Source organism: Mycobacterium sp. 23 (assembly GCF_048287075.1).
Lineage (GTDB): Bacteria > Actinomycetota > Actinomycetes > Mycobacteriales > Mycobacteriaceae > Mycobacterium > Mycobacterium gordonae_B.
Window position 1 is genome coordinate 3,923,758 of sequence record NZ_JBLVUX010000005.1, and the last position, 23,715, is coordinate 3,947,472.

Sequence of the window (23,715 nt, forward strand, 5' to 3'; positions counted from 1 at the left end):
GGACTCAGTCGACCAGCCCGCGCAGCTCCTCGATCAGCTTGACCCGCTCCGCGGCCGTCCCCGCGATGGGTACGACATTCAGTGTCGTCACCCCTGCCGCGCGGAACGCGGCCACGCGTTCCTTGACGAATTCCCTGGTGCCGATCAGGTTGACGTCGCGCACCAGTTCGTCGGGTACCGCCTTGGCGGCGCCTTCCTTATCGCCGGAGAGGTACAACTCCTGGATGCGGTCGGCCTGCGGCCCGTACCCGTACCTGGTGGCCAGGGTGTGATAGAAGTTCTTGCCCTTGGCTCCCATGCCGCCGATGTAGAGCGCCAGGTGGGGCTTGACGAATTCCCTTAGCGGCTCGACGTTTTCGCCGATCGCCAGCGTCGGTCCGGCATACACCTCAAGGTCGCCCAGAGACGGATCACGCTTGGACTTGCCGGCGGCCAGGGCGTCGCCCCACACGTCCTGCGCCTTCTCCGGCAGATAGAAGATCGGCTGCCAGCCTTCGGCCAGTTCGGCGGCCAATTCGACGTTCTTCGGACCCAACGCGGCGATGAGGATCGGGATACGCTCCCGCACAGGGTGATTGATGAGTTTCAGCGGCTTGCCCAGGCCGGTGCCCTGCTCGGGCGGCAGTGGCACCGTGTAGTACTTCCCCTGGTATTTCAGCGTCTCGCGGCGCCACACCTGACGGCAGATCTCGATGACTTCGCGGGTGCGCCCGATCGGAGCGTCGTAGGGCACACCGTGGAAACCCTCGATCACCTGCGGTCCCGAGGCGCCCAGCCCGAGGGTGAAGCGGCCGTCGGAGACGTAATCGAGGCCGGCGGCGGTCATCGCGGTCAGCGTGGGGGTCCGCGTGTAGAGCTGCAAGATGCCCGAGGCCAACTCCACCCGGTCGGTGCAGGCCGCCAGATAACCCAGCGCGCTCACCGCGTCGAACGAATACGCTTCGGGCACAAAGACGATGTCCAACCCGGCCCGCTCCAGGTCGGCCACTTCGGCGGCCACTTCTCTGAAGCCGCCGGCATAGTTGATCGCCAATCCGATCCGCATGGTCAGCCCGCCTGCGCCTGGCTCAGTTCGGAGGCGAACTCGAGCGCCTCTTCGGTGATCCGGTCGAACTGTGCGCCCATCGCCTGCTGCAGGGCCATGGCGGCGGACAGCGGCCGCACCATCACCATGAAGTCGTCGATCAGGCCGTCCTCGTTGAAGTGCAGGAAGTCGCATCCGGTGACCTGCTTGCCGGCCGCCGTCGCCTCGAACACGAACGCGTGGTCGCGGCCGTTCTCGTCGTGGATCTCCCGGACGTACCGGAAGTCCTCGAACACCCGCAGCACCCCGCGCAGCAGCGCCCTGGTCATCGGCTTACCGACGTACGGCTTGAACACGATGGGACTCGTGAACACCACGTCGTCGGCCAGCATCGTCTCGACGGCTTCTACGTCGTGCGCCTCGACGGCTTTACGGAAGGGGTGCATGAGAACCTCGCAATAGTCAATTTGTTGAGTAGATGAGATCGACGCTAGATCCTGGCCGGTCGTATGTCCATAGGCAAATAATCACTTTGTTGAATAGGTGCATCGTTGTACTATCGGCGGATGTCGTTGCGTGATGCCGTGCTGACCGCACTCCTCGAACGTGAGTACTCGGGATACGACCTCGCCAAAGAGTTCGACGCCTCGGTCGCCAACTTCTGGATGGCCACGCCGCAGCAGCTATACCGCGAACTCGACCGGCTGGCCGAGCAGGGCCTGATTCAGGCGCGGGTCGTTCACCAGGAGCGTCGTCCCAATAAGCGCATGTTCTCGCTGACCGACACCGGGCGTGAGGCGATCACGCAGCTCACCGCCAAGGCTCCCAAGCCCTCGATGATGCGCGACGACCTGATGATCAAGGTTGCCGCCGCCGATGCCGGCGACACCCGAGCCGTTCGCGACTCGATCGCCGAACGCCTGCAGTGGGCCCAGGCCAAACTCGAGCGCTACGAGCGGCTGCGGACCCGCCTGCTCGCCGGCCGCAGCGAGGAGGAATTCGTAACCGATGCCGAACGGGTCGGTCCTTACCTGACCTTGCTGCGTGGCATATCTTTCGAGCAGGAAAACATCCGCTGGGCCGAGCGTGCGCTGAAAATCATCGAACGCAGGTTGCCGGCACGGGCGTAATCAGCCCGGCACACGAGGAGACCCGTGACGAATAAAGCCCCCAAAACGGCTTTGGTCATCGGTTGCGGCGGCACGATCGGCGGCGCGTGGATCGTCGCCGTTCTGCATGCACTGGCCGAGCAGACCGGAAGCGAACCCGCGACGGCCGACATCCTGCAGGGGACCTCGGCGGGCGCCGAAATCGTCACCATGCTCGGCGGTGGCGCCACGGTCACCGACCTGGTCGACATGCACCGCGGGCAGGCATCCGACGAAAGGCTGCGCCGCCACCTTCACGACACGCCGCCGGGCCTACCGCCGCTTCCGCGCCCACGGCTGCTCAACCCGGCGCTACTGCGGTCGCAGTCCGGCCTGGCCGCACTGACCGGGATCGCGCCGACCGGCCGCGGTGACGCCGGCTGGCTGCAGCGGTTGGCCGACGCATTCGCCTCGCCCGACGGCTGGCTGGCCCACCCCGGCACCCGGTTGGTGGCCTACGACGTCCAGGCCGGCCGGCGGGTGGCCTTCGGCGCGCACGGGTCTCCGAAAGCTACCGTCGGAGAAGCACTTCGAGCGTCCTGGGCGATTCCGGGCTGGATGCCGCCGGTGCCGATCGGCGGCCGCACCTACGTTGACGGCGGGGCGGCCTCGACGGCGTCCGTGGATCTCGTCAGCCCCGAGGACGGCGACGTCATCTACGTGATCGCGCCGATGGCCTCGGCACCCGGCGTGCGCGTCCCGGGATTCGGCGGCGTGCTCGAGGACCGGCTGTTGCGGCGCCCGATGTCGTCGGGGTTGTGGTCCGAAATCGCCACCGCGCGGGCACGGGGACAGCGTGTGGTCCCGATCGTGCCGACGGTCGCGGACCTCGCCGGCCTCGGCGCCAACTTCATGAACCGCGCCCATCGCCGGGCGGCGTTCGAGGCGGCGATGACTACCGCACCCGGCACGGTGCGTCAAGCGTTGGCACACAGCGAGATCGACGTATGAGCCGGCAACCGCGCGTCGTGATCATCGGCGCGGGACTTGCCGGTATCACCGCACTGCACGTCTTCACCCAGCGCGGTTTCACGGATGTCACCGTGCTGGAAAAAGCATCCGACGTCGGCGGGGTGTGGCACTGGAACCGCTATCCCGGTCTTCGCTGCGACGTCCCTTCGCAGCTCTACCAGTTCGGCTGGGCACCGAAACCCGACTGGTCCCACATCTGGGCCGAGGGAAGCGACATCCAGCGCTATCACCGCGGCGTTGTGGACTCACTCGGGCTCGGCGACCAGATTCGTCTGAACACCGAAGTCGTTGCCGCACAATGGAATGAGAGTAGCTGCGATTGGACGCTGGCCACCGCCGACGGTCAGGAGATCGTCTCGGACGTGCTGGTGTGCGCCACCGGAGTCCTGCATCATCCCGCGGTACCCGACATCCCAGGTCTCGACGAATTTCCCGGCCCGGTGGTGCACACCGCGCGCTGGGACGACTCCGTTGACACCCGCGCCAAGCACATCGCGGTGATCGGGACGGGTTCGACCGGCGTGCAGGTCATCTCCGCCCTGCAACCGGGTGCCGCCTCGATCGCTCACTACGTCCGATCGCCGCAGTGGGTGCTGTGGGCACCGATGTCGCTGCGGCAGAGCGCGTTTCTCGGCGCGGCACTGAAACGATTTCCGGGCGGGCACGATCGAATGTATCGAACGCTGTTGTGGGCGTCGGGGATTCTCGCCGACGTCACCACTCGTCCATCGTGGCGGCGCCGCATGGTGCAGGGCTATGCCCGGCTGTGCCTGCGACTGCAGGTGCGCGACGAGGCGTTGCGGGAGAAGCTGACCCCGGACTACCAGCCGCTGTGCAAGCGGCAGGTGGTCTCCGGAAGCTACTACCGCGCAATCCAATCCGGCAATGCGGAGCTGGTGACCGACCGGATCGCCGAAGTGACCCCGACCGGAATCCGCACCGCGGACGGCCGGTACCGCCACGCCGATGTCATCGTGCTGGCCACCGGATTCCAGGCGCACAACTACATGCGGCCCATGGAGGTCACCGGACGCGACGGCCTCACCATCGATAAGGCCTGGGCCGGCGGCCCCCGCGCCTATCGAATGACCGCAATTCCGGGTTTTCCCAACCTGTTCACCGTGCTCGGTCCCAACTCTCCGACCGGATCCATCTCGCTGCAGTACTCGGCCGAACGGACAGCTCACTACATCGCACGGTTCCTGGAGATGCTGCGTGACGGCGCCGCGTCATCGGTCGAGGTGACCGAAGACGCCACCGACGAGTTCAATGCCGCTGTGGCAGAGGCCATGACGCCGACCGTCTGGAACACCGGCTGTAACTCCTGGTACCTCACCGACGGCAACGCGATCGACCTGTGGCCGTGGGACCGCGCGACCCTGACGTCGATGCTGGCCGCGCCGGAACCGGCGCACTTCGATATCAGGCCGGCGCAGACCCGGTGAGGTAGTGCGCGAGCACGGGTCGCAGCCATTCGATGAGCTGCGCGTCGTCCATCTCGGCCAGCGCCGGTATGCACAGGATGTAGCGCGCCGTCGCCAGCCCCAACACCTGCGCGCCCACCAGCGCGGCCCGCTCGGCGGGGCGGTCCGGGACGGCGGTGGCCAGGGCCGGGGCGACCCGGTCGACGAACACCTCCAGCAGTGCCGCCGCGGCGGCCTTGTTGGTGGCGGCGGCGCGCAGCAGCGGCAGGAAGGGACCCTGCGGACCCCAGACCGAGACGAACAGCGGCAGCAGGATCTCTGCGATCCGGTCCGGCGCCACATCGGCGAGGTCCGGGAACGTCACGTCGAATCGTGAAGCGGCCGCGAACAATTCGGCCTTGCTGCCGAAGTAGTGCATCACCAGCGCCGGGTCCACACCGGCCGCTGCGGCGACCGAACGAATGGTGGTGCGCTCAAAGCCATGGTCGCCGAACTGCGCACGCGCGATCGCCAGGATCGCGGCTCGGGTGGTCTCGCCGTCACGCACTTTAGGGGGCATCCGAGCATTGTATTCAACGACTGTTGACATCACTACGGCACGGGTCTAGCGTTGATTTCAACACTTGTTGAACCCACGACGGGAGGTCACAGACATGGCCGTCACAGCCATCCAGATCGGACTCGACCCCGAGGTGATCGACTACTCCTCACCGGATTTCGCGCAGTTCCCCGGACTGACCAAAGAGACGCTGCGGACCGCCAACGACGACAACGTCGCCGCGCTCCGGGCGGCCGGTTACCAGGTCGACAATTGCCTGATCGACTTCGGTGACGCGGGAGCCGACAAGGCCCGCCGCTGGCTGGAAGCCAACCACTACGACGCCGTGCTCATCGGCGCCGGCGTCCGCCTGGTCGCGGCCAACACGTTGCTGTTCGAGTCGATCGTCAACGCGGCCCACGTCACCCAACCCGGCTGCCGGTTCGTCTTCAACCGCGGCGCTCAGTCCACCCCCGACGACATCCGTCGCTGGTACCCGGAGGCGGTGGCGCGATGACCGTTCACGACGTTGATGTCGTCGTTGTCGGGGCCGGCCCGACGGGGCTGACGGCCGCGGGCGACCTGGCCCGGGCCGGACGTTCGGTGACGGTGCTGGAACGCCGCCCGTCGGTGAGCCAGGCCAGCCGGGCGTTCGCCACCATGGCGCGCACCCTCGAGGTGCTGGACGCTCGTGGACTGGCCGAAGGGCTGCTCGCCGATGCCTACCGGGCGCCGGGCGTCACCATCTTCGGCGGCGCGCGGATCGACCTCACCCACCTTGCTTCGCCGTACCCGTTCGTGATGGTCACACCGCAGACCAAAGTCGATGCGGCGCTTCGTAGTTACGCCGCTGCGCAGGGCGCCGACATCCGGCGCGGTGTCGAGGTCACCGGACTCTCCCAGGATGACTACGGGGTGACCGTGATGACTGGCGATGATGACCGTTGGCGGGCCCGGTATGTCATCGGCGCGGACGGCGCGCACAGCACCGTCCGCAGGCTGATCGGTGTCGACTTCCCGGGCAGGACGATCCTGTCGTCGATCGTGCTGGCCGATGTCAAGCTCGCGCATGCGCCGGCCGGCGAGGGGTTGAAGGTGGGCAGCACGCGAAACACGTTCGCGTTCCTGGCTCCATACGGTCGCCGCGACGCCGACGGCACGTGGTACCGCGCAATGGTGTGGGACCGCAACCATCAGGTGCCCGACACCGAGTCCGTGACCGACGACGAGATCGTCAGCATTCTTGCTCACGCGATGGGAGTCGATCTCGGCGTGCTCGAGGTGACCTGGAAATCGCGGTTCCATTGCGACGAAAGGCAAGTCAGCCGCTACCGGCACGGCCGGGTCTTCCTCGCCGGTGACGCCGCGCACGTACACTCCCCGATGGGTGGGCAAGGGATGAACACCGGCATTCAGGACGCGGTGAACCTGGCCTGGAAGATCGACGCCGTGCTGGATGGTGCCGACGACGCCGTCCTGGACACCTACCACGACGAGCGCCATCCGATCGCCAAACGCGTGCTGTTCCAGTCCGGTCTGCTGGCACGGGGCGTGACGCTGCATCCCCGCCCGGCGCGCGTGCTGCGAAACTTTCTGGCGCCCAGACTGCTTCGCGTCCCGCTGGTTCGCGATGCGGTGGCCGGGAGCTTCGCGGGAACGACGTTGCGGTATGGGCACCGCCGTGGGGAAAGCCCGCTCGTGGGCACGCGCGCCACGCAGATCCCGCTCACGAAGGGCCGCGTCACCGAGTTGCAGCGTTCCCCGGGCTTTCTGCTGGTTCGCGAGCGCGGAGCTGCGCTGCTGGACACCGAGCTGGCTCAGGCACAGCGGTGCGATCATGGGCCCGCGGTGCTGGTGCGGCCCGACGGCTACATCGGCTGGGCCGGCGCTTCGTCCGACCGGACGGGTTGGTCCGCTGTGCTGACTGAGTGGACCGGTTCACTCTGCGCTGCGGGCGGAGAAGTTCGAGTGGGCACCGCCACAGCCGCAGACTCGAACCACCGAGGCGGCATGATGGCTTAATGGGCTCTGACATCCGCGTGCTCGAGCGCGACGAGGATCTTCTTGCCGCGCTTAATGTGTTTCGCACCGCGATGGTCGGATTCCCCCGGCTGGACCTGACACCCGAGCAGATCACCACACTGGTCGAACCCGGCCGGACTATCGGCGCATTCGTCGAGGATCAACTCGTCGGCACCGCGGACGCGGTCACCAGTCGGCTGACCCTGCCGGGCGGGGTCATCGTCAGCCACGCCGCGGTGACCCACATTGGAGTACTGCCGTCCTTCACCCGCCGCGGCCTGGCCACCGACCTGGTCCGCCATCAGCTGCGCGACTTCGCCGCGCGCGGTGAGGTGGTCGCCACACTGCGTGCTTCAGAAGCGACGATCTACGGTCGCTACGGCTACGGCGTGGCGAGTTCGACCCAGAGAGTGGAAGTCCAGACCGCGCGTGCGGCGTTGCGGCCGGACGTCGCGACCGGCGGCCCGGTGCGACTGCTCGACGAAGCCTGGGAAACTCTGTCCCGCATCTACTCCGAACATCGACCGGCACGTCCGGGCACCATCGACCGGCCCCCGGTGTGGTGGCACGCACGCCGACTGCGCAGCGAATCGTCGCCCGGCCCCGAGTATGTGGCCGTACACGGGATGCCCGGTTCAGAATCCGGGTTCGCCCGATACCGTCCCATGGACATCGACAAGTGGTTCGTCAGCGACCAGCGCACCATCGTGGTCGAAGACTTCTTCGCACCCACCGTCGATGCCTATCTCGGCTTGCTCCGTTTCCTGTTCGGGCTCGATCTCATTGACCGGGTGATCTTCTGGATGCTCCCGGTTGACGATCCGCTGCCTCTGATCCTTATGGATCCGCGCGCGGCGAAAGTCACCGCCGTACACGACGAAACCTGGCTGCGCGTCATCGACGTGCATCGTGCGCTCGCGGCACGCACCTACGCCGCCGACGAGACCATCATCGTTTCGGTCAACGACCCGCTGCTGCAGGATAATTCGGCAACGTTTGCCATCACCGGCACCGGCGCAGCGCCGACCGACCGGCGTCCCCAACTACTCGTCGGCATCGAAGCGCTCGGCACCGTGCTGCTCGGCGGCGCGACCTGGCAAGGCCTCGCCGTCGCGGGCCTGGCCCGGGCTGAGGATCCTGCCGTGCTCGCCGCCGCCGACCGGCTGTTCGCGGTGCCTCAAGCGCCGTACGCCGGCTTCTACTTCTGACCATGATCCTGATCGTCGGCGCCGGCATCTCCGGACTCGCAACAGCCTACGAACTGGCCCGGCGCGGTGTGCCTTCCGTCGTCATCGAGCGCGGCGAACCGTTTGCCGAACAGTCCGCGGGACTGGCACGGATCTTCCGCATCGCGCACCGGCGACCACAGCTGTGCCGGCTGGCTCAGCGCGCCCGATCCGGTTGGCAGCGTTGGGAATCCGAGTTCGGACTTACCTTGCTGGGTTCGGAGGGATTCATCGCCGCCGGCGCCGTCGACGCGGTCACATCGGCCATGGCCGAAGCCGATGCCGCTTTCTCCCGGCTCGACCGAGGTCAGATCACGGCGCGTATCCCCTTCCTGCAAACTCCCTGGGAAACCGGGCTTTTCGATCCCGAGGGCGGCAGCCTGCGCATCCGCCGGGCGCTGCGTGCCCTGTCTGCCCGCGTGGAACTCCGGAGCGATGAGGTCCTGGCCGTTGCCGACGACTGGTCTACCACGCTGGCGGACGGGACCGTGCTGCGCGCCGACCGCGTGCTCATCTGCGCGGGAACACACACCCAGGACCTGTTCGGTCCGCTCGGCATCGAGTTCTCCCCCCACACCCGTTTCACCTACGAGGGTGGATCCGCTTCGGGTGCGGCGTGCCTTTCGGCACCCGAAGGCTATGGGCTGCCGATCGGCAGCACCGGCCGCTGGGCCTTCGGCCAGCACGACCCCGATCCCGCCGTCGTGCAGAAACTGTTCCCGTCGTTGAACCCGGTAGGCCGGGTGGATTGCGCGACGGCCCGTGCGGCGTGGCTCGACGACGGCGGCGACGGCTGGACCGTGGCACGACGCGGCCGCGTCCTGGCCTTCGTGGGCGCCAACCTGATGAAGTTCGGGCCGATGCTCGGCGAACTGCTGGCGCAGGCCGTCCTCGACGAGGAAGTGCCGGCCGAACTCGCCGTCTGACGTCACCTGCAGATTTGTCGCCTCAACTGGTGAGTGAGTACTCTCTCACCATGGCCACCGAACCCAGTCGCGGACGTGACCGGCTGCTGGCCGAGGCGCTGAAGCTGTTCGCCGCCAAGGGCTACGCGGCGACATCGGTGGCCGACATCCAGCGCGCCGCCGGCCTGGCCCCCGGGTCGGGCGCGCTGTACAAACACTTCGGCTCCAAGCGTGAACTCCTCGAAGCGGCGGTGACGCACCGGATCGACCGCATCGTCGCCGCGCGCGAGCAGTACGACGCAGAAGAGCCGACCAGCGTCGAGGACGCGGTGCGCACGGCCGGCCAGCTCATCTGGGGCAACTTCAAGCAGAGCGAGGACCTGCTCAAGGTGATGCTGCGCGAGCCCGACGAGCTCGGCGATCTCGACGAGAAAACCTGGCAGGTCATCACCGACAACGCCTACCAGCGGTTCGCCGACGAACTGACCGCGTCGAATCGGTCCGGACGCACCCAGATTCCCGATCCGGATGCGATGGCGGCCACGGCCATCGGCTCGTTGTCCTACGCCGCGACACTGCAGGCACTCACCGGGCGCCTGCCCGGAAACATCGACGAAGAACGTTATTTCGAGGCCTGGGTCAACCAGACCGTCAGCGTCCTCACGCATTACCGCACACCCCGAAACCCAGGAGTCAAGCCATGACCTTTTCCATGCAACTGAGCGACGACGTGATCGAGGTGCGCGATTGGGTGCACAAGTTCGCCGCCGATGTGATTCGCCCGGCCGCGGCCGAATGGGACGAGCGCGAGGAGACGCCCTGGCCGGTGATCCAGGAGGCCGCCAAGGTCGGCCTCTACTCCCCTGACTTCATGGCGCAACAGGCCGCGGAGGAAACCGGCCTGGGCATGCTCACCACTTTCGAGGAGATGTTCTGGGGCGACGCGGGCATCGCGCTGTCCATCATGGGCACCGGCTTGGCGGCAGCGGCGCTGGCGGGCAACGGAACTCCGGAACAGCTGGGTCAATGGTTGCCGGAGATGTTCGGCACGGCCGACGAGCCCAAATTGGCCGCGTTCTGCTCGTCTGAGCCCGACGCGGGATCCGATGTCGGGGGCATCCGCACCCGGGCCCGCTACGACGAGGCGGCCGGCGAGTGGGTGCTCAACGGCACCAAGACGTGGGCCACCAACGGCGGAATCGCCAACGTGCACATCGTTGTCGCGTCGGTCTACCCAGAACTCGGAACCCGCGGTCAGGCCAGCTTCGTCATCGGCCCTGACACCAAAGGCCTGGCGCAGGGACAGAAGTTCAAGAAGCACGGGATCCGCGCCTCGCACACCGCCGAGGTGGTGCTCGACAACGTCCGGTTACCCGAGGACGCGATTCTCGGTGGGCGGGAGAAATTCGAAGCGCGGATCGCCCGGGTGAAGTCGGGTGCGTCGGCCGGCGGCCAGGCCGCCATGAAGACGTTCGAGCGCACCCGGCCCACCGTCGGCGCGATGGCGGTCGGGGTAGCCCGCGCGGCCTATGAGTACGCACTCGAATACGCCAGCCAGCGTGAGCAATTCGGCCGCAAGATCGGAGAGTTTCAGGCAGTCGCGTTCAAACTGGCCGACATGAAGAGCCGCATCGACGCGGCGCGTCTGCTGGTGTGGCGGGCCGGGTGGATGGCCCGCAACAACCAGAACTTCGAGGCGGCGGAAGGCTCGATGGCCAAGCTGGTGGCGAGTGAGACCGCGGTCTACGTCACCGACGAGGCGATCCAGATCCTCGGCGGCAACGGCTACACCCGCGACTACCCCGTCGAGCGCATGCACCGCGACGCCAAGATCTTCACTATCTTCGAGGGAACGAGTGAGATTCAGCGCCTGGTGATTTCGCGGGCGCTGACCGGGCTGGCGATCCGGTAAGCACCTCAGGCGAACCCGTACACCAGCGCCGCGACTCCGAAGGAGATCAGCGCCAGCGCCGTTACCGTGCGTTGGCGGCGGTGCACCCAGCTTCTGATCCGGTCGAGCTGTGGGTCGATTCGTGGTCCGAGGACGAGGTACGCCGCGATGGGCGCCGCGACGGTGGAGCTGGCCACGGCGGCGTAACAACCGACCGCACCGGCGGTTCCGAGGATACTCAGGTCCAGAGCGCCGATCTGCACCCCGGCCGCCGCACTGGCCGCGAGCACTTTCGGGTTGGCGAGGGTAGGCAATATGCCTATCGCGGCCGATACAGACGGGGTGAGGCGACCGACCCGGCTCTGCCACCACGTCGCGCCGCCGACGTGGTGGCGGCGCGACCAGATCCACCACCCGAGGCCGATCAACACAACGCCGAGTGCGAGCATCGGCCAGTCGGTCCATGGTGGCGAGGGGCCGACGAGGGCGTCGAATAATTCCGGCGCTTGCAGGAACGCGACGGTCACCGCTGTCAGCGCGAGCATTCGGCCGGACAAATACGCGATGCTGGCCGAGCGGGGTCGTTCACTATGGACAAGCAATACCGACACTAGAGCCACCGGCATCGGTGACAGGGCAATCACCGATGCCGTCGCGCCCAATTTGGTCAGCACAACGCCGGGGGCGCTCAGCAATACTGACCCGATTCCGGCGCAATCACCATCTCTTTCCGAATAAGCCTGGGCGCGGGCGGGCGGGTTCGCTGGGCTCGTGCCCCCCGCACCATTGCTCGGGGGGCACGGTTCGTTGGACGGCTTTCACGTGCGCGCCGCATCCCGCCCACGTGATTTTTCCGCAGACTCGGCACCGCACCGCATGACACATCCGAAACCCCCTGAGACTTAACCGCCGCGTGGTCGTTGCAGTTGGGCGAACTGCGGGATGGCGGCCAGCGCAGCCACCGCTTCAAACATTGTCTCAACAACCTCCGGATCAGGCATAGCGGTCAGCACCGGACCGAAGAACGCGTGGCCGTCGATACGCAGGATCGGGCTGCCGCCGGTTTCGCCCAGAGCGTCCTGCCCAGCCTGATGGCTGCGCCGGACGAGTTCGTCCCACGACGAGTCCGACAGGACATCCACGGTGACGTCCAAGGATTTGACGGTATCCAGCACCTGCTGGATGAGTCCGTCGTCAACCGGTTCGGACCGATCAAAGTAACGCTCGGCAAACGCGAAATACGCTGCCGCCAAGCCCGCATTGCCGTATTGATCACGGATGGCGGTCATCAGCCGGGCGACTCGCTGGGAGTCATGCATCCGGGACTGCTGTTTGGGCGGCATTTCCCGGCCCTCATTCAGCACTGCCAGGCTCATCAGCCGCCACTCAACGCTCATGCCGGTCTTGTCGGCAACGGCCTTCAGCCAGCGGGCGGTGTTCCACGAGAACGGGCACACCGGGTCGAACCAGATCGTCACAGCCGGACTGGAGGGGTTCTCAGGCATTTCGGTCAGCTCCTTTCGCCCTTCCTGTATACCATACCCCCTACGGTATAAGGTCAGGCCTGCTAGGCCGCCGCTCCGTTCCGCTGCAGGGCCTTCGCCACCGATGCGGGGACGTTGCCGACTACCGAGAGGCCGGCCAGCCGCCGCCAGGACCGGATCGCGTGACGCGTCGTCTCCACGATCCGCGCCGGGCCGTGATCCAAGTTCGCCAGTCGGTGGGCACGCAGGGCGTTGCCGGTCACGGCATCTAATGTGTCCCAAGCCTCGGCGTCGGAGAGAGCGGTCGACTGATACGCGGCCCGGACGGCGTACCTCTCGGCACCCGGAGCCATCGTGGCGCTGATCTCCCGGGCAGCCCGGGCAGCCGTGTCCCAGCTTGCGATGTCAGGCATCGCACCGGGAGCAAGCGTGCGGTGCAGCTCGGCGATCACCGAGATCGCCTCGGCCGCAGCGCCATCGGCGTACCGCACCACACCCCAGGGCGGACTGATCAACAACTTGGACACCCACGGCCGGATGACCGTCTCGTCGACCTCCGCGGTACCGACTGTCAGCCAGCCGAGATCGAGCGCAACCAGGGCGTCCTCCGGAGACAGATACCCGTCGGCCCCTGCCAGGTGGTCGTTGCACAGCTGGACGAACGCGGCCAGTGGCCGCGCCGAGGTGGCCGGAAAGTCGGTGATCCTTTCGTCGCCGTTGATGTACGAAATGACGTTCATTGCACAGCCTTTGGCGGAACCCGGCTGGTGGGATCCGCGCGCCAGCCGCAACGGGTGGGTGATGCGCTCGAGGTCCATGTGGCTCCTCCTGAATTGCCGGGTCAAGCGAATTCTATGACCGGCTTCCAGACCCCGCCGGGCGACACGACGGCCGGTCGCCACCCGACCGAGGCCTTCAGCTTCGACCGCACGCCTGACATGATGAGGCGCATGCTTGCCTTGACTTCGCCGGTAACCATCGAGCCTGACAACGAGTCCGTCGTGGGCTCGGTCGCCGTCCTCGACAGCGTCGCGGTCGCCGGATCGGCGGCAGTCGCCGGCAGCGTGGCGGTGGCCGGATCCGTGACGACCGCGGGCAGCGTCGCGGTGGCAGGATCGGTCGGTACCGCCGGCAGCGTCGCGGTCGCGGGGTCAGCGGGCACAGCCGGAAGCGTCGGCGTGATCGCCAGCCTGCTCACGGTGATCTGCGTGGCCGTCCGCGAATGCGTGGCATGTCTGGGATGCGTCGCCTGCACCCGGTGTGTCGCATGCATCGCGTGCGTGCGCTGTACCGACTGCGTCGGGTGCATCGGTTGCGTGAATTGTTCGGGTCTACGAAATGTCGTAGGCGCCAGAAACATTCATGTGCAGCCCAGCGAGTGACCCGGCGCACCGCGGGATCCATCCTCTGGACACTGGGTGTCGCCGGTTATCTGACCCTGGAAGCCCTCGCGGCCGCCGCCTATCTGCCGGCCTACAGCTATGCGCGCAACTACATCAGTGATCTCGGGCGGTCGGGTCCCCGCGTGTCGTTGATGCATACGGCATTCTGCCTACAGGGCGCTATGTTCCTGCTCGGAGCGCTGTTGATCGTCGGTGTGCCCGTCGGGCGGCGGTGCCGACTGTTCGTGGCACTGGTCTCCGCGAATGCCGCCGGCAACATTCTGGTCGGCACGGTGCCCAATGGACCGATACACCTCACCGGCGCGGCGCTGGCACTTGTCGGCGGCAACGCCGCGGTTCTGGCCGGATCGGCACTTTTAGCGGCGCCGCCGCGCTGGTATCGCACGGTGTCGACAGTGATTGCGGCACTGGGTTTTCTGTGCCTGGTGCTGCTGGTAGCCGGTTCTCCAGCACTGCCCGTCGGTGTTTGGGAACGTGGCAGCGCCTATTCGATCTTCTTGTGGCAGTTACTCACTGCGGCCATGCTGCTGAGGCGTCGAGACGACGCCACCCTCAGGTGCCGGTGAAGTTCGGCGGCCGCTTTTCCAGGAACGCACGCGGCCCCTCCTTCGCGTCAGCCGACCCCATCACGGCCATCCCGAGTTCTAGTTCCCGCGGAAAAGCCTCGGCCTCAGTCTTTTCCAGATTCTCGACGACGGATGCCTTGATGTTTCGGACGGCCAGCGGACCGTTCGCCGCCACCTGCTGCGCTATCTCACGAGCCCGGCCCAGCGCACCTCCTGCGGGGGTGACGTTTCCGACCAGGCCCACCTCGTAGGCGCGTCGCCCGGAGATCGGAGTACCGGCGAGCAGCATCTCCATGGCGACGGTGTAGGGGATCTGGCGCGGCAACCGGATCGTCGACGCGCTCATCGGGAACAGCCCGCGCTGCACTTCACTGATCGCCAACTGTGCGTTCTCGGCGGCCACCCGGATATCGAAGGCCTGCAGGATCTCCATCCCGCCCGCGTAGCAGTAGCCCTCGACCGCCGCGATGATCGGCTTCTTGACGTAGTGGTCTTTCAGAAAACCCTTGTAAATCAACGAGAAATCGGACCGGACCCGCTCCTCGTACTCGTTCTGCGGTGGTTCCCCGGCGATCAGGGCGCCGACCAACCGGTCCAGATCCGCACCGGCGGAGAAGTTGCCCGCCGCCCCCGTCAGGATCGCGACCCGCAGGTCCGGGTCATCGTCCAGAAGATCCCAGGCATCGGCGAGCCGGCACAGCACTTCCGGATTGAAGGCGTTGCGTTTCTCGGGGCGGTTGAGGGTGATGGTGAGTATGTGCTGGTCCCGCTCGAGGAGCACTGCCGGTTCTGCCACGTACTGGTGTCTAGCACGAAACCGCCGCGGCGAGAAGTGACATGGGTCTCGATCAGGAATATCGCGGAGGGAGCCATCGTCGTTGCACCGGTGGCCAGTTGAGGAGGGGATGTCCGTGATGAGGCCTAGCGGGGCGACCACCCTGGCAGGCCCGCAACCAGCCGGGGAACCGACATATCGTCAAGCGGATCGGTCGAATGGCCTGTTCGCCGGCGTACTGGCCGTCCTGCTGGCTATGGGGTGGGCGGCCAATCACTTTGCCGCGCTCATACCGGCCATCAGCGACCACCAGCACCTGACGGTGGCCACCCTCGACACCATGTTCGGAATCTACGCGCTGGGACTGCTGCCGGGCCTGCTGCTGGGCGGGCGCGCGTCGGACGCGTTCGGCCGTCCGTCGGTGGCGTTGGCGGGCGCGGGAGCGGCGCTGGCCGGAACGGTCACCATGTTTCTGTCGCAGCAGCCAGAGGCCTTGCTGGCGGGCCGTCTGATCGTCGGTTTCGGGGTAGGCCTGGCCGTCAGCTCGGGTACGGCATGGGCATCCGACCTCCGGGGACCCGCGGGTGCGGCCCTGGCCGGCACGGTGCTAATCGCCGGCTTCGCGGTGGGGCCGTTCGCTTCGGGATTGATCTCGGCACGCGCACATTCCGGCATCCCGGCGTCATTCGGCATAGCCGCCGTGCTCATCGCAGTGGCGATGATCACTGCAGGCATCGGCCTGCGTGGGGATACCTCCACGGCGCCGGCGGCGGTGCCGACGGCAGCTGGCGGGGGCCATAGCACGCGGCGGGCGTTGAGCTGGGCGATGCCGTTGGCGCCCTGGGTATTCATCTCGGCCACACTGGCTTTCGTCACGATTCCCACCCGGGTTCACACCGGGCTGGCCGCCCCGTTGGCCGCCGGGACCGCGGCTCTGATCACCAACGGGGCCAGCGGGATCAGCCAGGTCGTCGCCCGCGTGCGTCACTGGGGCCCGCAGACCGGCACGGTAGGCGCGTTGTTGGCCGCGCTCGGCTATGTCGTGATCGCGGCCGCTCCCACCGACATTCCGCTCGGTGTCGCGTTGGCGGTCGTGGTGCTGCTCGGCTGCGCTTCGGGCCTGTGCCTGCGCGAGGGTCTTATCGATTTGGAAGCCGCTGCGCCGCAACGTATCCGGGGAACGCTTACCGGGGTGTTCTACTCGGTCACCTACCTGGGCTTCGCCCTGCCACTGCTGCTGACGATGCTCGGGCCGGGCCGGGAATCGACGACTATTTTCGTGGCACTGGCGGGTTTAGCTTCCGCCGTGGCGATCAGCCGGGCAGTGCGGCTGCGCCGGGATGCGCACCGCCAGAAAGGGTGATCAGGCGTCACTCGGCCGCAACGGTTTTCGGCGGAGCCAGGAACCCGGTCTGGGCGATGGCGACCGATACGCAGTTGCCGATCGGTCCGCTGGCGTCGAGCAGCACAGCAGAACCCGTCGCCACTCCGCCGTCGCTGTAGTGGGTCAGCGACGCCAGGCCGAGGTACGGACCTTCGGGCAGCCTGCTGAGCGTGAGGGTGTAATCGACGTTGATGAATTGCGGTCCCCGATCGCCCCAATTGGCGATGGAGGCCGTGATGTCGCCGGCCATGGCCGCGCGGGTGAAGGCGGTCATCGGTTCGGCATCGACCAGCGGGCGAGTTTCCCGCAGCCAGGTGTACTTCTGCCCGGGTGCCTGCGCCGCCCAATCGGGCTCGGGGTTCTGGATGTCCGCACCCCAGCCGTAGGTCCGGACGAAGAGCGACTCGACGTTGCCCTGTTCAGCCGGAAGCGGCGGCATCTGTACGGGTTGTGACCACACCTGCCCGTCGGGCTGCGCCCCGCGTCGCAGAAAGAGCGCGCTGGCCTGCGCAACCGGATTGTGGTCCTGCACCAGGACCATTTCCACCAGCCGCAGGCGCCGACGGTCCTGCCGCACCCGGGTGCGCACCTCGACCGGTTCCAGCGCGGCCGGACGCGGGAGATCGACGGTCAGACGCGCCGGTTGAAATTGCGGATCGTCCACGAGCTGTTCGGCCGCCCAACCGAGCAGGCCACCGACGACGTGTCCGCTCAGCGACGGCCCCCAGCCTCCCCGCGCGAATTCATTTGGTATATAACGCTTCTCGTCGCGGACAAAGTACGGTCGCTGCGATTCGGAGGCAGCGTCGCCGGAATTGCCTTGCACACCGTGTTTCTACAGCACGCGGGCGCCGGCCCGGGTGCGGGCCACCGCGGATCGGATCTCGGCGACGCGATCGGCGCTCACACCCCAGGGCCGATCGACACCCACCCGCTCGTCGAGATCCCACAACACGCAGTGCTCACCAGGCTCGGCAACCAGCTCCCAGGCGATGATCGTCCTGCGGAGCTGTTCGGCCGCCGAGTCGCCACAGGCGTCAGCCGGCGCGCCGCCTTCGGGGTGGTGGTGCAGAAACGTCCCGTAGGCCCGGTCGCAGAACGCCGCATACCGCGCGGTGCACAGGATCAGCCCATGCCAGGCCTCATCGACAGCGCGCGACGGCATGCCAATCACCTGGTCGTCCGGAAGCGCGGCCGCGCAGCAGCGCAGCCACTGCCGCAACCCGGTCTCCACCAGTGTCCGCGGCTGCCACGGGCAGGTCTTGAACACGGCCGGGGGCAGTTCGAGCCCGGTCACCGCGACGCGCGCCCGACCATAGCGATTCGGTCGTCGGCCCCACACGCCCTCACTGTAAATGGCGCTGTGAATTGCCGCGGATTACCCGCGGAATCCTCGCGTAGCCTTTCCGCATGAGCGGCGGAGTCATGTTGCTGATCGCGTTGGGTTTCGGCGCGGTGTGTCTTGTCGTCTCGCTCATCCGCTTCTCGCGTTCGGGGCGGGGAGGAGGCTCGAACAGCGCCATCTGGGGATCCGGCGCCGGATCCGGTGGCGGCTCGAGCGGCTGCGGCGGTGGCAGCAGCTGCAGCTCGAGCGGCTGCAGTTCCAGTAGCTGCAGTGGTGGGTCCAGCGGCTGCGGGGGCGGGTCCAGCGGCTGCGGCGGCGGCAGCGGTTGTGGCGGCGGAGGCTGCGGCGGCAGCAACTGACGCTAGCTCCAAGCAAATGTCGGTTGCTCGAGTTCGTCGACCCGGTCGTGGCGGCCTTCTAATCCCAGCCACCGCAACTGCAACAGCACCGCGCCCGTCGGCGCATGAATCAGGTCGTTGCCCAACGGGATCTGCACGACCGGACGCGGGCTTTCCTCGATGCTGATGTAGCGCGGCGAATCGGCGCGCTGCAGCTGATGCAGCCCCACCCGGTAGACAGCCAGCACTTCGTCGGGAGCCGGCCGTAGCTCCAGCCGGCCACCGCCCCAGATGACGACCGGCGTGATGACGTATCCCGACCTGGTCGGGTAGTCGTCGAGCAGACCCAGCACCGCCGAGTCCGGCAGCCGCACACCGACCTCTTCGTCCAATTCCCGCAGCGCGGCCTCGATCACCGTTTCACCCGGATCCAGGCGGCCCCCCGGCAGCGCCCATTGGGCGGCATGAGTCCGCAACCGAGAAGCCCTGCGACACAATAGAAATGCGGCCCCACCGGCGACGTCGATCATGTGACCATCGAGCAGTTCGTCCGGCAGCGGACGGCCGTCCAGCCATTCGTCCAGCGGGGCAGGGTCCACCCGGTCTTCACCGAGCTCGGAATCGACCAGCACCACAGCCACGGCGGCGTGCCGCTTCGTCGGGTCGGTGACGGCGCGGCGTTCGTGAACCGCCAAACGAGCACGGATCTGCTCCCGCAAGGCTTCGTCGTAGGCGATGGTCACCGTTCGACCATATGCCCGGCGGGACGGCGCGTGGGTGACGGTTTCGTCAGAAATATGTTGACGGGGCTGGTCGAAGTATGTGACGATTTCGTCAGAATCCGCCCGTCTGATTTCCCGAGGAGGCCTGCTCATGGGTCGAGCTCCGGACGGCGTGGCTGTCGACGGCGGGAATATCTACAGCACCGAAGCCCTGCTCAACCCCTATCCGCACTACCGGCGACTGCGCCGGGCGGGATCCGTGGTGTGGCTGCGACGGCACCGGGTGTACGCACTGCCGCGTTACGCGGAGTGCAAGGCCACGCTGCGCAACGACGAGTTGTTCATCTCCGGCAACGGTGTCGCGCTCAACCCGCTCAGCAATCGACTGTCCCGTGGCACCACCCTCAACAGCGACGGCACCGAACACGATCAACGTCGCAAGTTGCTCGCGCACCGCCTGCTCCCCAGGGCGCTGCGCTCGGTCGGGGAAGCGATAGACGAACAGGCCGATGCCGTCGTCGAGGCCGCGGTGCACCGGGGCAGCGTCGATGCGGTCGCCGATCTCGCAACCGCACTACCGCTGGCAATCGTTCCCGATCTGGTCGGCTGGCCACGCGACGAGCGCGAGCACCTGATCACCTGGGGCGGGGCCACCTTCGACATCCTGGGTCCGCTCAACTGGCAAGCCGTCAAAGCGATTCCACGCAGCCTGCAGATGCTGATGTTCGCGCGCCGGGTAGTGCGAAACCGCTCGGTACTCGAGGGAAGCATGGCGCACGAACTGCTCTGCGCCGCCGACGAGGGCAAGCTCACCCACGCGGAATGCCCGAAGCTCATGGTCGACTACATCGCCCCCTCGCTGGACACCACGATCAGCGCCATCTCCAACGCCGTCTACCTGCTCGCAACGCACCCCGACCAGTGGCGTCTGCTCAAGGACGACCCCGAGTTGATCCCCAACGCGATCAACGAGGTCATCCGCTATGAATCACCGCTGCGGGCCTTCGCCCGGCAGGTCCGTGTCGACACCGAAATCGACGGCAAGCCGATTCGCCGGGGTGCACGGCTACTGGTCCTGTACGCGTCGGCCAACCGAGACGAGGACGAGTGGGACAGCCCGGACACCTTCGACATCCGCAGGGACGCCGGGCGCCAGATCGGTTTCGGCAACGGCACCCACGCGTGCGCCGGCCAGGGTCTCGCCCGGATGGAGACCGCCGCCATATTGCGGGCCCTGCTGGGACGCGTCGAACGGATCGAGGTGACCGGGCAACCGGTCTGGGCGGTGAACAACATCATCCACCGGCACCATCACCTGCCGATCAAGCTCGTGGCGGCCTGATTTGGACGGCTCGGCGAGGGCTCGCGCCGAGCGTGAATCTCACGACGGAACACGCCGGTTGAGCGTCGCAGGATTCCCGCTCGCGCGTGAGACGGGCCGACCCAGGCGGTGACGATCCCCACATAGTTAGCCCCCTAACTAATAGGGTACAATCGATATGGACGGAGCCAATGACGGCTTCGCGTACATGCTGTAGGAGCGACCATGTCTAGCGCTCGCCCGAACCTCTGGCAATACATCGGCTATTCCTACGGACGACGATTGCCTGACTCGATGCGCGACTGGGTGTCTCGTGACCTCGCCGGTCCCGGAGCCATCCGCCGGCACCTGATTCGGATGGCGATTCCCGGGGCACTCGTGCTGGCCCCGCTCTGGTTGCTGCCGGCATCGCTGTACGTGCACTCGGAGATGACGGCGCCGATCTTCATCTGGGTCCTGCTGATGGCCCTGGCGCTGAACAAGGTGTGGCGTCGTCACCGACTGGCTCAGCACGGGTTGGACCCAGGCCTGGTCGACGTCATCAAGCGCCAGAAGCAGGCCCACATCCACGACGATTACGCCCGCCGCTACGGCCCGCGACCCGAAGAAGCGAAGTGGCAGGACAACAGCAGCCCGTTCTGACCCTGGCCCCGAAGGAGCGGCAACGTCATGCGCACTGAAGCCGGCGCGGAACTGGACCCGCTGTCGCTGGAGCGCCAGGTCTGCTTCGCGCTCGCCGTCACCAACCGGGCGGTGCTCGCTGTGTACCGGCCGCTGCTGGAGCCGCTGGGCCTGACTCATCCCCAGTACTTGGTGATGCTGGCGCTGTGGGACAACGCGAAAGGCAAACCGGGCGGTAATCCGCTGTCGGTCAAAGAGATCGCCACGCTATTGCAGATCGATTCGGCCACCTTGTCGCCGATGCTCAAGCGCCTGGAGTCACAAGGGCTGATCACCCGAACCCGCAGCACCGCCGACGAGCGGACCACCCACATCGCGCTGACCCAGCAGGGCCGCAATCTCCGCCGCCAAGCGCTCAAAGTCCCCCCGGCGGTGGTCGAGCGACTGGGCGTCGATCTCGCCGAACTGGAGCATCTGCGTGAGGTGCTGACCAAGATCAATGCCGCCGCCGTAGCGGCCGGCGCGCTCGACGTCCAGCCATAAAAATCGAGGCAGCACACTGCCTTTCGCGGGTGTGAGAAACACTGACCCGGGTATACCCCGCGCTGTGCCCAATCCCTCACCAGCCTCCGACAGCTTGCGCCAGTTGGCCGCGGCACACGGCGTGGCGACCTCCTACCGCAACGAACGCCGGGAGCCGGTCGACGTCGACGCCGACGTGGTGATCCGCGTCCTCGGCCTGCTCGATGTCGCGGCCGGTACCGAAGCCGACCGCCGCCGCGAGTTGGCGAAGCTCACCGAGGCCGGCCGCGCCGGCGTCCTGCCACCTACCGTCGCCGTGCGTGTCGACGGGCGTCCCCGGCCGCTGCCCGGTGCCGTCGCGTTGGAAGCTGAGGACGGTGCGCGCATCGACGTGCGCGATGAGCTGCTGCCGGGCGACCTGCCGCCCGGGTGGTACCAGGTGGAAACCCGTAATGGCCAGCGGGTGACTCTGGTGGCTGCGCCCCCACAGGTGCCCCCGACACCCGAGACCTGGGGCTGGATGCTGCAGCTTTACGCGTTGCGCTCGGCACGGTCCTGGGGCATCGGCGACCTCGGCGACATGCGCGAGTTCATCGACTGGACAGCCTCCCAGCACAACGCCGGTGCCGTGCTGCTGAACCCGTTGCACGCGCCGGGACCCACCCACCCGGTGCAGCCCTCGCCCTACACGCCGTCGAGCCGCCGGTTCGCGAACCCGCTTGCGCTGCGCATCGAGGACCTCGACGCCTATCATCGCGCCGACCCGGACACCCGCGGTGAGGTGGACGCGCTGCGCGTCTCGCCGACCACCGGGCGAATCGACCACGATCTGGTGTGGGCGGCCAAGCGGTCGGCGCTCGAACTGCTGTGGCGGGCGGAGGGCCGGCCATCGCCGCTGGACGAATCGCCTGGATCGACCGGGCTGCGTGACTGGGCCACCTACTGCGCGCTGGCCGAACGGCACGGTGGCCGCTGGAGCAGATGGCCCGCACCTTTGCGAGATGTCAACGGCCCGGCCGTCGTCGAGGCCCGCCGGGAGCTGCCCTCACGGTTGGCGTTCCACGCCTGGGTGCAGCAGCGTTGCGCCGAGCAGCTGATCGCGGTGCGGACCAGCGCCCGGGAGGCCGGCATGGCGCTCGGGGTGCTGCACGACCTGGCGGTGGGTGTCGATGCGGACGGCGCCGACGCCTGGGCGCTGGCCGACGTGCTGGCCACCGGAGTCAGCATCGGCGCACCCCCGGACAACTTCACCCCGCGCGGCCAGGACTGGGGATTACCACCCTGGCGACCAGACCGCTTGGCCACGACCGGGTACGCCGCGCTACGAGACATGTTGCGCGCGGTGCTCGTTCACGCCGACGGATTGCGGATCGACCACGTCGCCGGGCTGTGGCGGTTGTGGTGGATCCCGCCGGGCGACGGGCCTGACCGTGGCACCTACGTGCACTACGACGCCGAGGTGATGCTGGCGGTGCTCGCCCTGGAAGCGCACCGGGCGAAGGCCACCGTCGTCGGTGAGGACCTGGGCACCGTCGAGCCGGAGGTCACCGAGGCGCTGGCCGACAACGGAATGCTGGGTTGCGCGGTGTCGTGGTTCACCCGGGATCAGTCGGTGGCCGAGGAGCCGCTGCTGGCCCCGGCGAAATGGCCCGCCCGCGCCGCTGCCAGTTTGTCGACACACGACCTGCCGACGGCCGCGGGGTTCCTGCGCGCCGAACACGTGCGGGCGCGTGCTGACCTCGGTCTGCTCAACGATGTGCCGGCCGAACAAGCTTCGGCCGCAAAGGAACGCGCCGAGTGGCTGGCCCTGCTGCGGTCCGAACGGCTGCTGCCTTCCGGGGAGGCTGACCCCGATGAAGCGGCGATCATCACCGCGATGCACCGCCTGCTGGCGGCGACGCCCAGCCGGCTGAAGTTGATCTCGCCCTACGACGTGCTGGGCGAAACGCGGCAGCCGAATCTGCCTGGAACCATCGACGAATACCCGAACTGGCGGTTGCCGCTGCCGGAGACATTCGAAGAGCTGCAGGCGGATCCGCGGGTCGCGAAGATCACCGCGTTGTTCCGTTAAGGCATCGGCACGG

Annotated in this window: 27 protein-coding genes; 16 read left to right on the plus strand and 11 right to left on the minus strand. The window is 67.3% G+C overall.

The window, feature by feature from the left end; translation table 11 throughout:
• Positions 1-4: 4 nt before the first annotated feature.
• Both ACNQS7_RS19390 and ACNQS7_RS19395 read right to left on the minus strand, forming a co-directional pair.
• Entirely contained in the window at positions 5-1,045 is a 1,041-nt protein-coding gene (locus tag ACNQS7_RS19390; protein WP_418013823.1) for an LLM class F420-dependent oxidoreductase, read from the minus strand.
• A 2-nt stretch (positions 1,046-1,047) separates the two neighbouring features.
• Entirely contained in the window at positions 1,048-1,470 is a 423-nt protein-coding gene (locus ACNQS7_RS19395; protein ID WP_418013824.1) for a nuclear transport factor 2 family protein, read from the minus strand.
• A gap of 120 nt (positions 1,471-1,590) precedes the next feature.
• Here ACNQS7_RS19395 and ACNQS7_RS19400 point away from each other — a divergent pair, with 120 nt between their 5' ends.
• Genes ACNQS7_RS19400 through ACNQS7_RS19410 form a run of 3 tightly spaced genes read left to right on the plus strand, consistent with a single transcriptional unit; the run spans position 1,591 to position 4,589 of the window.
• Positions 1,591-2,154, plus strand: coding sequence for a PadR family transcriptional regulator (locus ACNQS7_RS19400; protein ID WP_418013825.1), 564 nt, complete (start codon positions 1,591-1,593; stop codon positions 2,152-2,154).
• 24 nt (positions 2,155-2,178) lie between these two features.
• Positions 2,179-3,123 (plus strand): patatin-like phospholipase family protein, encoded by a 945-nt coding sequence (locus tag ACNQS7_RS19405; RefSeq protein WP_418013826.1) that lies wholly within the window; start codon positions 2,179-2,181, stop codon positions 3,121-3,123.
• Positions 3,120-4,589: a flavin-containing monooxygenase gene (locus tag ACNQS7_RS19410; RefSeq protein WP_418013827.1), complete on the plus strand. Its 1,470-nt coding sequence runs from the start codon at positions 3,120-3,122 to the stop codon at positions 4,587-4,589. The genes ACNQS7_RS19405 and ACNQS7_RS19410 overlap by 4 nt, the downstream gene beginning before the upstream one ends.
• Here ACNQS7_RS19410 and ACNQS7_RS19415 read toward each other — a convergent pair.
• A complete protein-coding gene (locus ACNQS7_RS19415) occupies positions 4,567-5,127 on the minus strand; it encodes a TetR family transcriptional regulator (protein WP_418013828.1) in 561 nt (186 codons plus the stop codon). The genes ACNQS7_RS19410 and ACNQS7_RS19415 overlap by 23 nt on opposite strands.
• A gap of 94 nt (positions 5,128-5,221) precedes the next feature.
• Here ACNQS7_RS19415 and ACNQS7_RS19420 point away from each other — a divergent pair, with 94 nt between their 5' ends.
• Genes ACNQS7_RS19420 through ACNQS7_RS19445 form a run of 6 tightly spaced genes read left to right on the plus strand, consistent with a single transcriptional unit; the run spans position 5,222 to position 11,171 of the window.
• Positions 5,222-5,623 (plus strand): hypothetical protein, encoded by a 402-nt coding sequence (locus ACNQS7_RS19420; protein ID WP_418013829.1) that lies wholly within the window; start codon positions 5,222-5,224, stop codon positions 5,621-5,623.
• Complete coding sequence (locus ACNQS7_RS19425; RefSeq protein WP_418013830.1) at positions 5,620-7,128, plus strand: FAD-dependent oxidoreductase; 1,509 nt, start codon at positions 5,620-5,622, stop codon at positions 7,126-7,128. Before ACNQS7_RS19420 ends, ACNQS7_RS19425 begins: the two co-directional genes overlap by 4 nt.
• On the plus strand, positions 7,128-8,336 hold the full coding sequence (locus ACNQS7_RS19430; protein ID WP_418013831.1) for a GNAT family N-acetyltransferase: 1,209 nt from the start codon (positions 7,128-7,130) through the stop codon (positions 8,334-8,336). The genes ACNQS7_RS19425 and ACNQS7_RS19430 overlap by 1 nt, the downstream gene beginning before the upstream one ends.
• Positions 8,337-8,338: 2 nt before the next feature.
• A complete protein-coding gene (locus ACNQS7_RS19435) occupies positions 8,339-9,280 on the plus strand; it encodes an NAD(P)/FAD-dependent oxidoreductase (protein WP_418013832.1) in 942 nt (313 codons plus the stop codon).
• A gap of 50 nt (positions 9,281-9,330) precedes the next feature.
• On the plus strand, positions 9,331-9,963 hold the full coding sequence (locus tag ACNQS7_RS19440; RefSeq protein ID WP_055575855.1) for a TetR/AcrR family transcriptional regulator: 633 nt from the start codon (positions 9,331-9,333) through the stop codon (positions 9,961-9,963).
• On the plus strand, positions 9,960-11,171 hold the full coding sequence (locus ACNQS7_RS19445) for an acyl-CoA dehydrogenase family protein (RefSeq protein WP_055575854.1): 1,212 nt from the start codon (positions 9,960-9,962) through the stop codon (positions 11,169-11,171). The genes ACNQS7_RS19440 and ACNQS7_RS19445 overlap by 4 nt, the downstream gene beginning before the upstream one ends.
• A 5-nt stretch (positions 11,172-11,176) precedes the next feature.
• Here ACNQS7_RS19445 and ACNQS7_RS19450 read toward each other — a convergent pair whose 3' ends face one another.
• The 3 genes from ACNQS7_RS19450 to ACNQS7_RS19460 form a co-directional block, all read right to left on the minus strand.
• Positions 11,177-11,824 carry a GAP family protein gene (locus tag ACNQS7_RS19450; protein WP_418016062.1) on the minus strand — a complete coding sequence of 216 codons (648 nt, stop codon included), beginning with the start codon at positions 11,822-11,824 and terminating at the stop codon, positions 11,177-11,179.
• Between the two features lie 228 nt (positions 11,825-12,052).
• On the minus strand, positions 12,053-12,655 hold the full coding sequence (locus ACNQS7_RS19455; RefSeq protein WP_418013833.1) for a DsbA family protein: 603 nt from the start codon (positions 12,653-12,655) through the stop codon (positions 12,053-12,055).
• 62 nt (positions 12,656-12,717) lie between these two features.
• Entirely contained in the window at positions 12,718-13,452 is a 735-nt protein-coding gene (locus ACNQS7_RS19460) for a hypothetical protein (protein WP_418013834.1), read from the minus strand.
• 132 nt (positions 13,453-13,584) lie between these two features.
• On the opposite strand from ACNQS7_RS19460, the gene ACNQS7_RS19465 reads away from it, so the two are divergent.
• Both ACNQS7_RS19465 and ACNQS7_RS19470 read left to right on the plus strand, forming a co-directional pair.
• Positions 13,585-14,016, plus strand: coding sequence for a hypothetical protein (locus ACNQS7_RS19465; protein WP_418016064.1), 432 nt, complete (start codon positions 13,585-13,587; stop codon positions 14,014-14,016).
• Positions 14,013-14,603: a DUF998 domain-containing protein gene (locus ACNQS7_RS19470; protein WP_418013835.1), complete on the plus strand. Its 591-nt coding sequence runs from the start codon at positions 14,013-14,015 to the stop codon at positions 14,601-14,603. The genes ACNQS7_RS19465 and ACNQS7_RS19470 overlap by 4 nt, the downstream gene beginning before the upstream one ends.
• On the opposite strand, the gene ACNQS7_RS19475 is transcribed toward ACNQS7_RS19470, so the two are convergent.
• Positions 14,590-15,399: an enoyl-CoA hydratase-related protein gene (locus ACNQS7_RS19475; RefSeq protein ID WP_418013836.1), complete on the minus strand. Its 810-nt coding sequence runs from the start codon at positions 15,397-15,399 to the stop codon at positions 14,590-14,592. The genes ACNQS7_RS19470 and ACNQS7_RS19475 overlap by 14 nt on opposite strands.
• A 118-nt stretch (positions 15,400-15,517) precedes the next feature.
• On the opposite strand from ACNQS7_RS19475, the gene ACNQS7_RS19480 reads away from it, so the two are divergent.
• Entirely contained in the window at positions 15,518-16,741 is a 1,224-nt protein-coding gene (locus ACNQS7_RS19480) for an MFS transporter (protein ID WP_418013837.1), read from the plus strand.
• 7 nt (positions 16,742-16,748) lie between these two features.
• Here ACNQS7_RS19480 and ACNQS7_RS19485 read toward each other — a convergent pair whose 3' ends face one another.
• The 4 genes from ACNQS7_RS19485 to ACNQS7_RS19500 all read right to left on the minus strand — a co-directional run bounded on the left by ACNQS7_RS19485 (position 16,749) and on the right by ACNQS7_RS19500 (position 19,188).
• The gene (locus ACNQS7_RS19485; RefSeq protein WP_418016065.1) at positions 16,749-17,516 is read right to left on the minus strand and encodes an acyl-CoA thioesterase domain-containing protein; all 768 of its coding nucleotides are present in this window, start codon (positions 17,514-17,516) and stop codon (positions 16,749-16,751) included.
• Positions 17,517-17,597: 81 nt separating this feature from the next.
• A complete protein-coding gene (locus ACNQS7_RS19490) occupies positions 17,598-18,104 on the minus strand; it encodes a hypothetical protein (RefSeq protein ID WP_418013838.1) in 507 nt (168 codons plus the stop codon).
• Between the two features lie 4 nt (positions 18,105-18,108).
• On the minus strand, positions 18,109-18,462 hold the full coding sequence (locus ACNQS7_RS19495; protein WP_418013839.1) for a hypothetical protein: 354 nt from the start codon (positions 18,460-18,462) through the stop codon (positions 18,109-18,111).
• A gap of 6 nt (positions 18,463-18,468) precedes the next feature.
• Complete coding sequence (locus tag ACNQS7_RS19500) at positions 18,469-19,188, minus strand: NUDIX hydrolase (protein WP_418013840.1); 720 nt, start codon at positions 19,186-19,188, stop codon at positions 18,469-18,471.
• A gap of 130 nt (positions 19,189-19,318) precedes the next feature.
• On the opposite strand from ACNQS7_RS19500, the gene ACNQS7_RS19505 reads away from it, so the two are divergent.
• From ACNQS7_RS19505 to ACNQS7_RS19520, 4 genes are all read left to right on the plus strand, one after another.
• Entirely contained in the window at positions 19,319-20,509 is a 1,191-nt protein-coding gene (locus ACNQS7_RS19505) for a cytochrome P450 (RefSeq protein WP_418013841.1), read from the plus strand.
• A 204-nt stretch (positions 20,510-20,713) separates the two neighbouring features.
• A complete protein-coding gene (locus ACNQS7_RS19510; protein WP_418013842.1) occupies positions 20,714-21,130 on the plus strand; it encodes a DUF5313 domain-containing protein in 417 nt (138 codons plus the stop codon).
• A gap of 27 nt (positions 21,131-21,157) precedes the next feature.
• A complete protein-coding gene (locus ACNQS7_RS19515) occupies positions 21,158-21,652 on the plus strand; it encodes a MarR family winged helix-turn-helix transcriptional regulator (RefSeq protein WP_418013843.1) in 495 nt (164 codons plus the stop codon).
• Positions 21,653-21,716: 64 nt separating this feature from the next.
• Positions 21,717-23,702, plus strand: coding sequence for a 4-alpha-glucanotransferase (locus ACNQS7_RS19520; protein ID WP_418013844.1), 1,986 nt, complete (start codon positions 21,717-21,719; stop codon positions 23,700-23,702).
• The last annotated feature ends 13 nt before the right edge of the window (positions 23,703-23,715 follow it).

Bases quoted from the DNA above. Each gene is read 5' to 3' on its own strand.
- ACNQS7_RS19390 (WP_418013823.1), bottom strand. From the start codon at position 1,045: ATGCGGATCGGATTGGCGATCAACTATGCCGGCGGCTTCAGAGAAGTG.
- ACNQS7_RS19395 (WP_418013824.1), bottom strand. From the start codon at position 1,470: ATGCACCCCTTCCGTAAAGCCGTCGAGGCGCACGACGTAGAAGCCGTC.
- ACNQS7_RS19400 (WP_418013825.1), top strand. From the start codon at position 1,591: ATGTCGTTGCGTGATGCCGTGCTGACCGCACTCCTCGAACGTGAGTAC.
- ACNQS7_RS19410 (WP_418013827.1), top strand. From the start codon at position 3,120: ATGAGCCGGCAACCGCGCGTCGTGATCATCGGCGCGGGACTTGCCGGT.
- ACNQS7_RS19415 (WP_418013828.1), bottom strand. From the start codon at position 5,127: ATGCCCCCTAAAGTGCGTGACGGCGAGACCACCCGAGCCGCGATCCTG.
- ACNQS7_RS19420 (WP_418013829.1), top strand. From the start codon at position 5,222: ATGGCCGTCACAGCCATCCAGATCGGACTCGACCCCGAGGTGATCGAC.
- ACNQS7_RS19425 (WP_418013830.1), top strand. From the start codon at position 5,620: ATGACCGTTCACGACGTTGATGTCGTCGTTGTCGGGGCCGGCCCGACG.
- ACNQS7_RS19430 (WP_418013831.1), top strand. From the start codon at position 7,128: ATGGGCTCTGACATCCGCGTGCTCGAGCGCGACGAGGATCTTCTTGCC.
- ACNQS7_RS19435 (WP_418013832.1), top strand. From the start codon at position 8,339: ATGATCCTGATCGTCGGCGCCGGCATCTCCGGACTCGCAACAGCCTAC.
- ACNQS7_RS19440 (WP_055575855.1), top strand. From the start codon at position 9,331: ATGGCCACCGAACCCAGTCGCGGACGTGACCGGCTGCTGGCCGAGGCG.
- ACNQS7_RS19445 (WP_055575854.1), top strand. From the start codon at position 9,960: ATGACCTTTTCCATGCAACTGAGCGACGACGTGATCGAGGTGCGCGAT.
- ACNQS7_RS19455 (WP_418013833.1), bottom strand. From the start codon at position 12,655: ATGCCTGAGAACCCCTCCAGTCCGGCTGTGACGATCTGGTTCGACCCG.
- ACNQS7_RS19460 (WP_418013834.1), bottom strand. From the start codon at position 13,452: ATGGACCTCGAGCGCATCACCCACCCGTTGCGGCTGGCGCGCGGATCC.
- ACNQS7_RS19465 (WP_418016064.1), top strand. From the start codon at position 13,585: ATGCTTGCCTTGACTTCGCCGGTAACCATCGAGCCTGACAACGAGTCC.
- ACNQS7_RS19480 (WP_418013837.1), top strand. From the start codon at position 15,518: ATGAGGCCTAGCGGGGCGACCACCCTGGCAGGCCCGCAACCAGCCGGG.
- ACNQS7_RS19505 (WP_418013841.1), top strand. From the start codon at position 19,319: ATGGGTCGAGCTCCGGACGGCGTGGCTGTCGACGGCGGGAATATCTAC.
- ACNQS7_RS19510 (WP_418013842.1), top strand. From the start codon at position 20,714: ATGTCTAGCGCTCGCCCGAACCTCTGGCAATACATCGGCTATTCCTAC.
- ACNQS7_RS19515 (WP_418013843.1), top strand. From the start codon at position 21,158: ATGCGCACTGAAGCCGGCGCGGAACTGGACCCGCTGTCGCTGGAGCGC.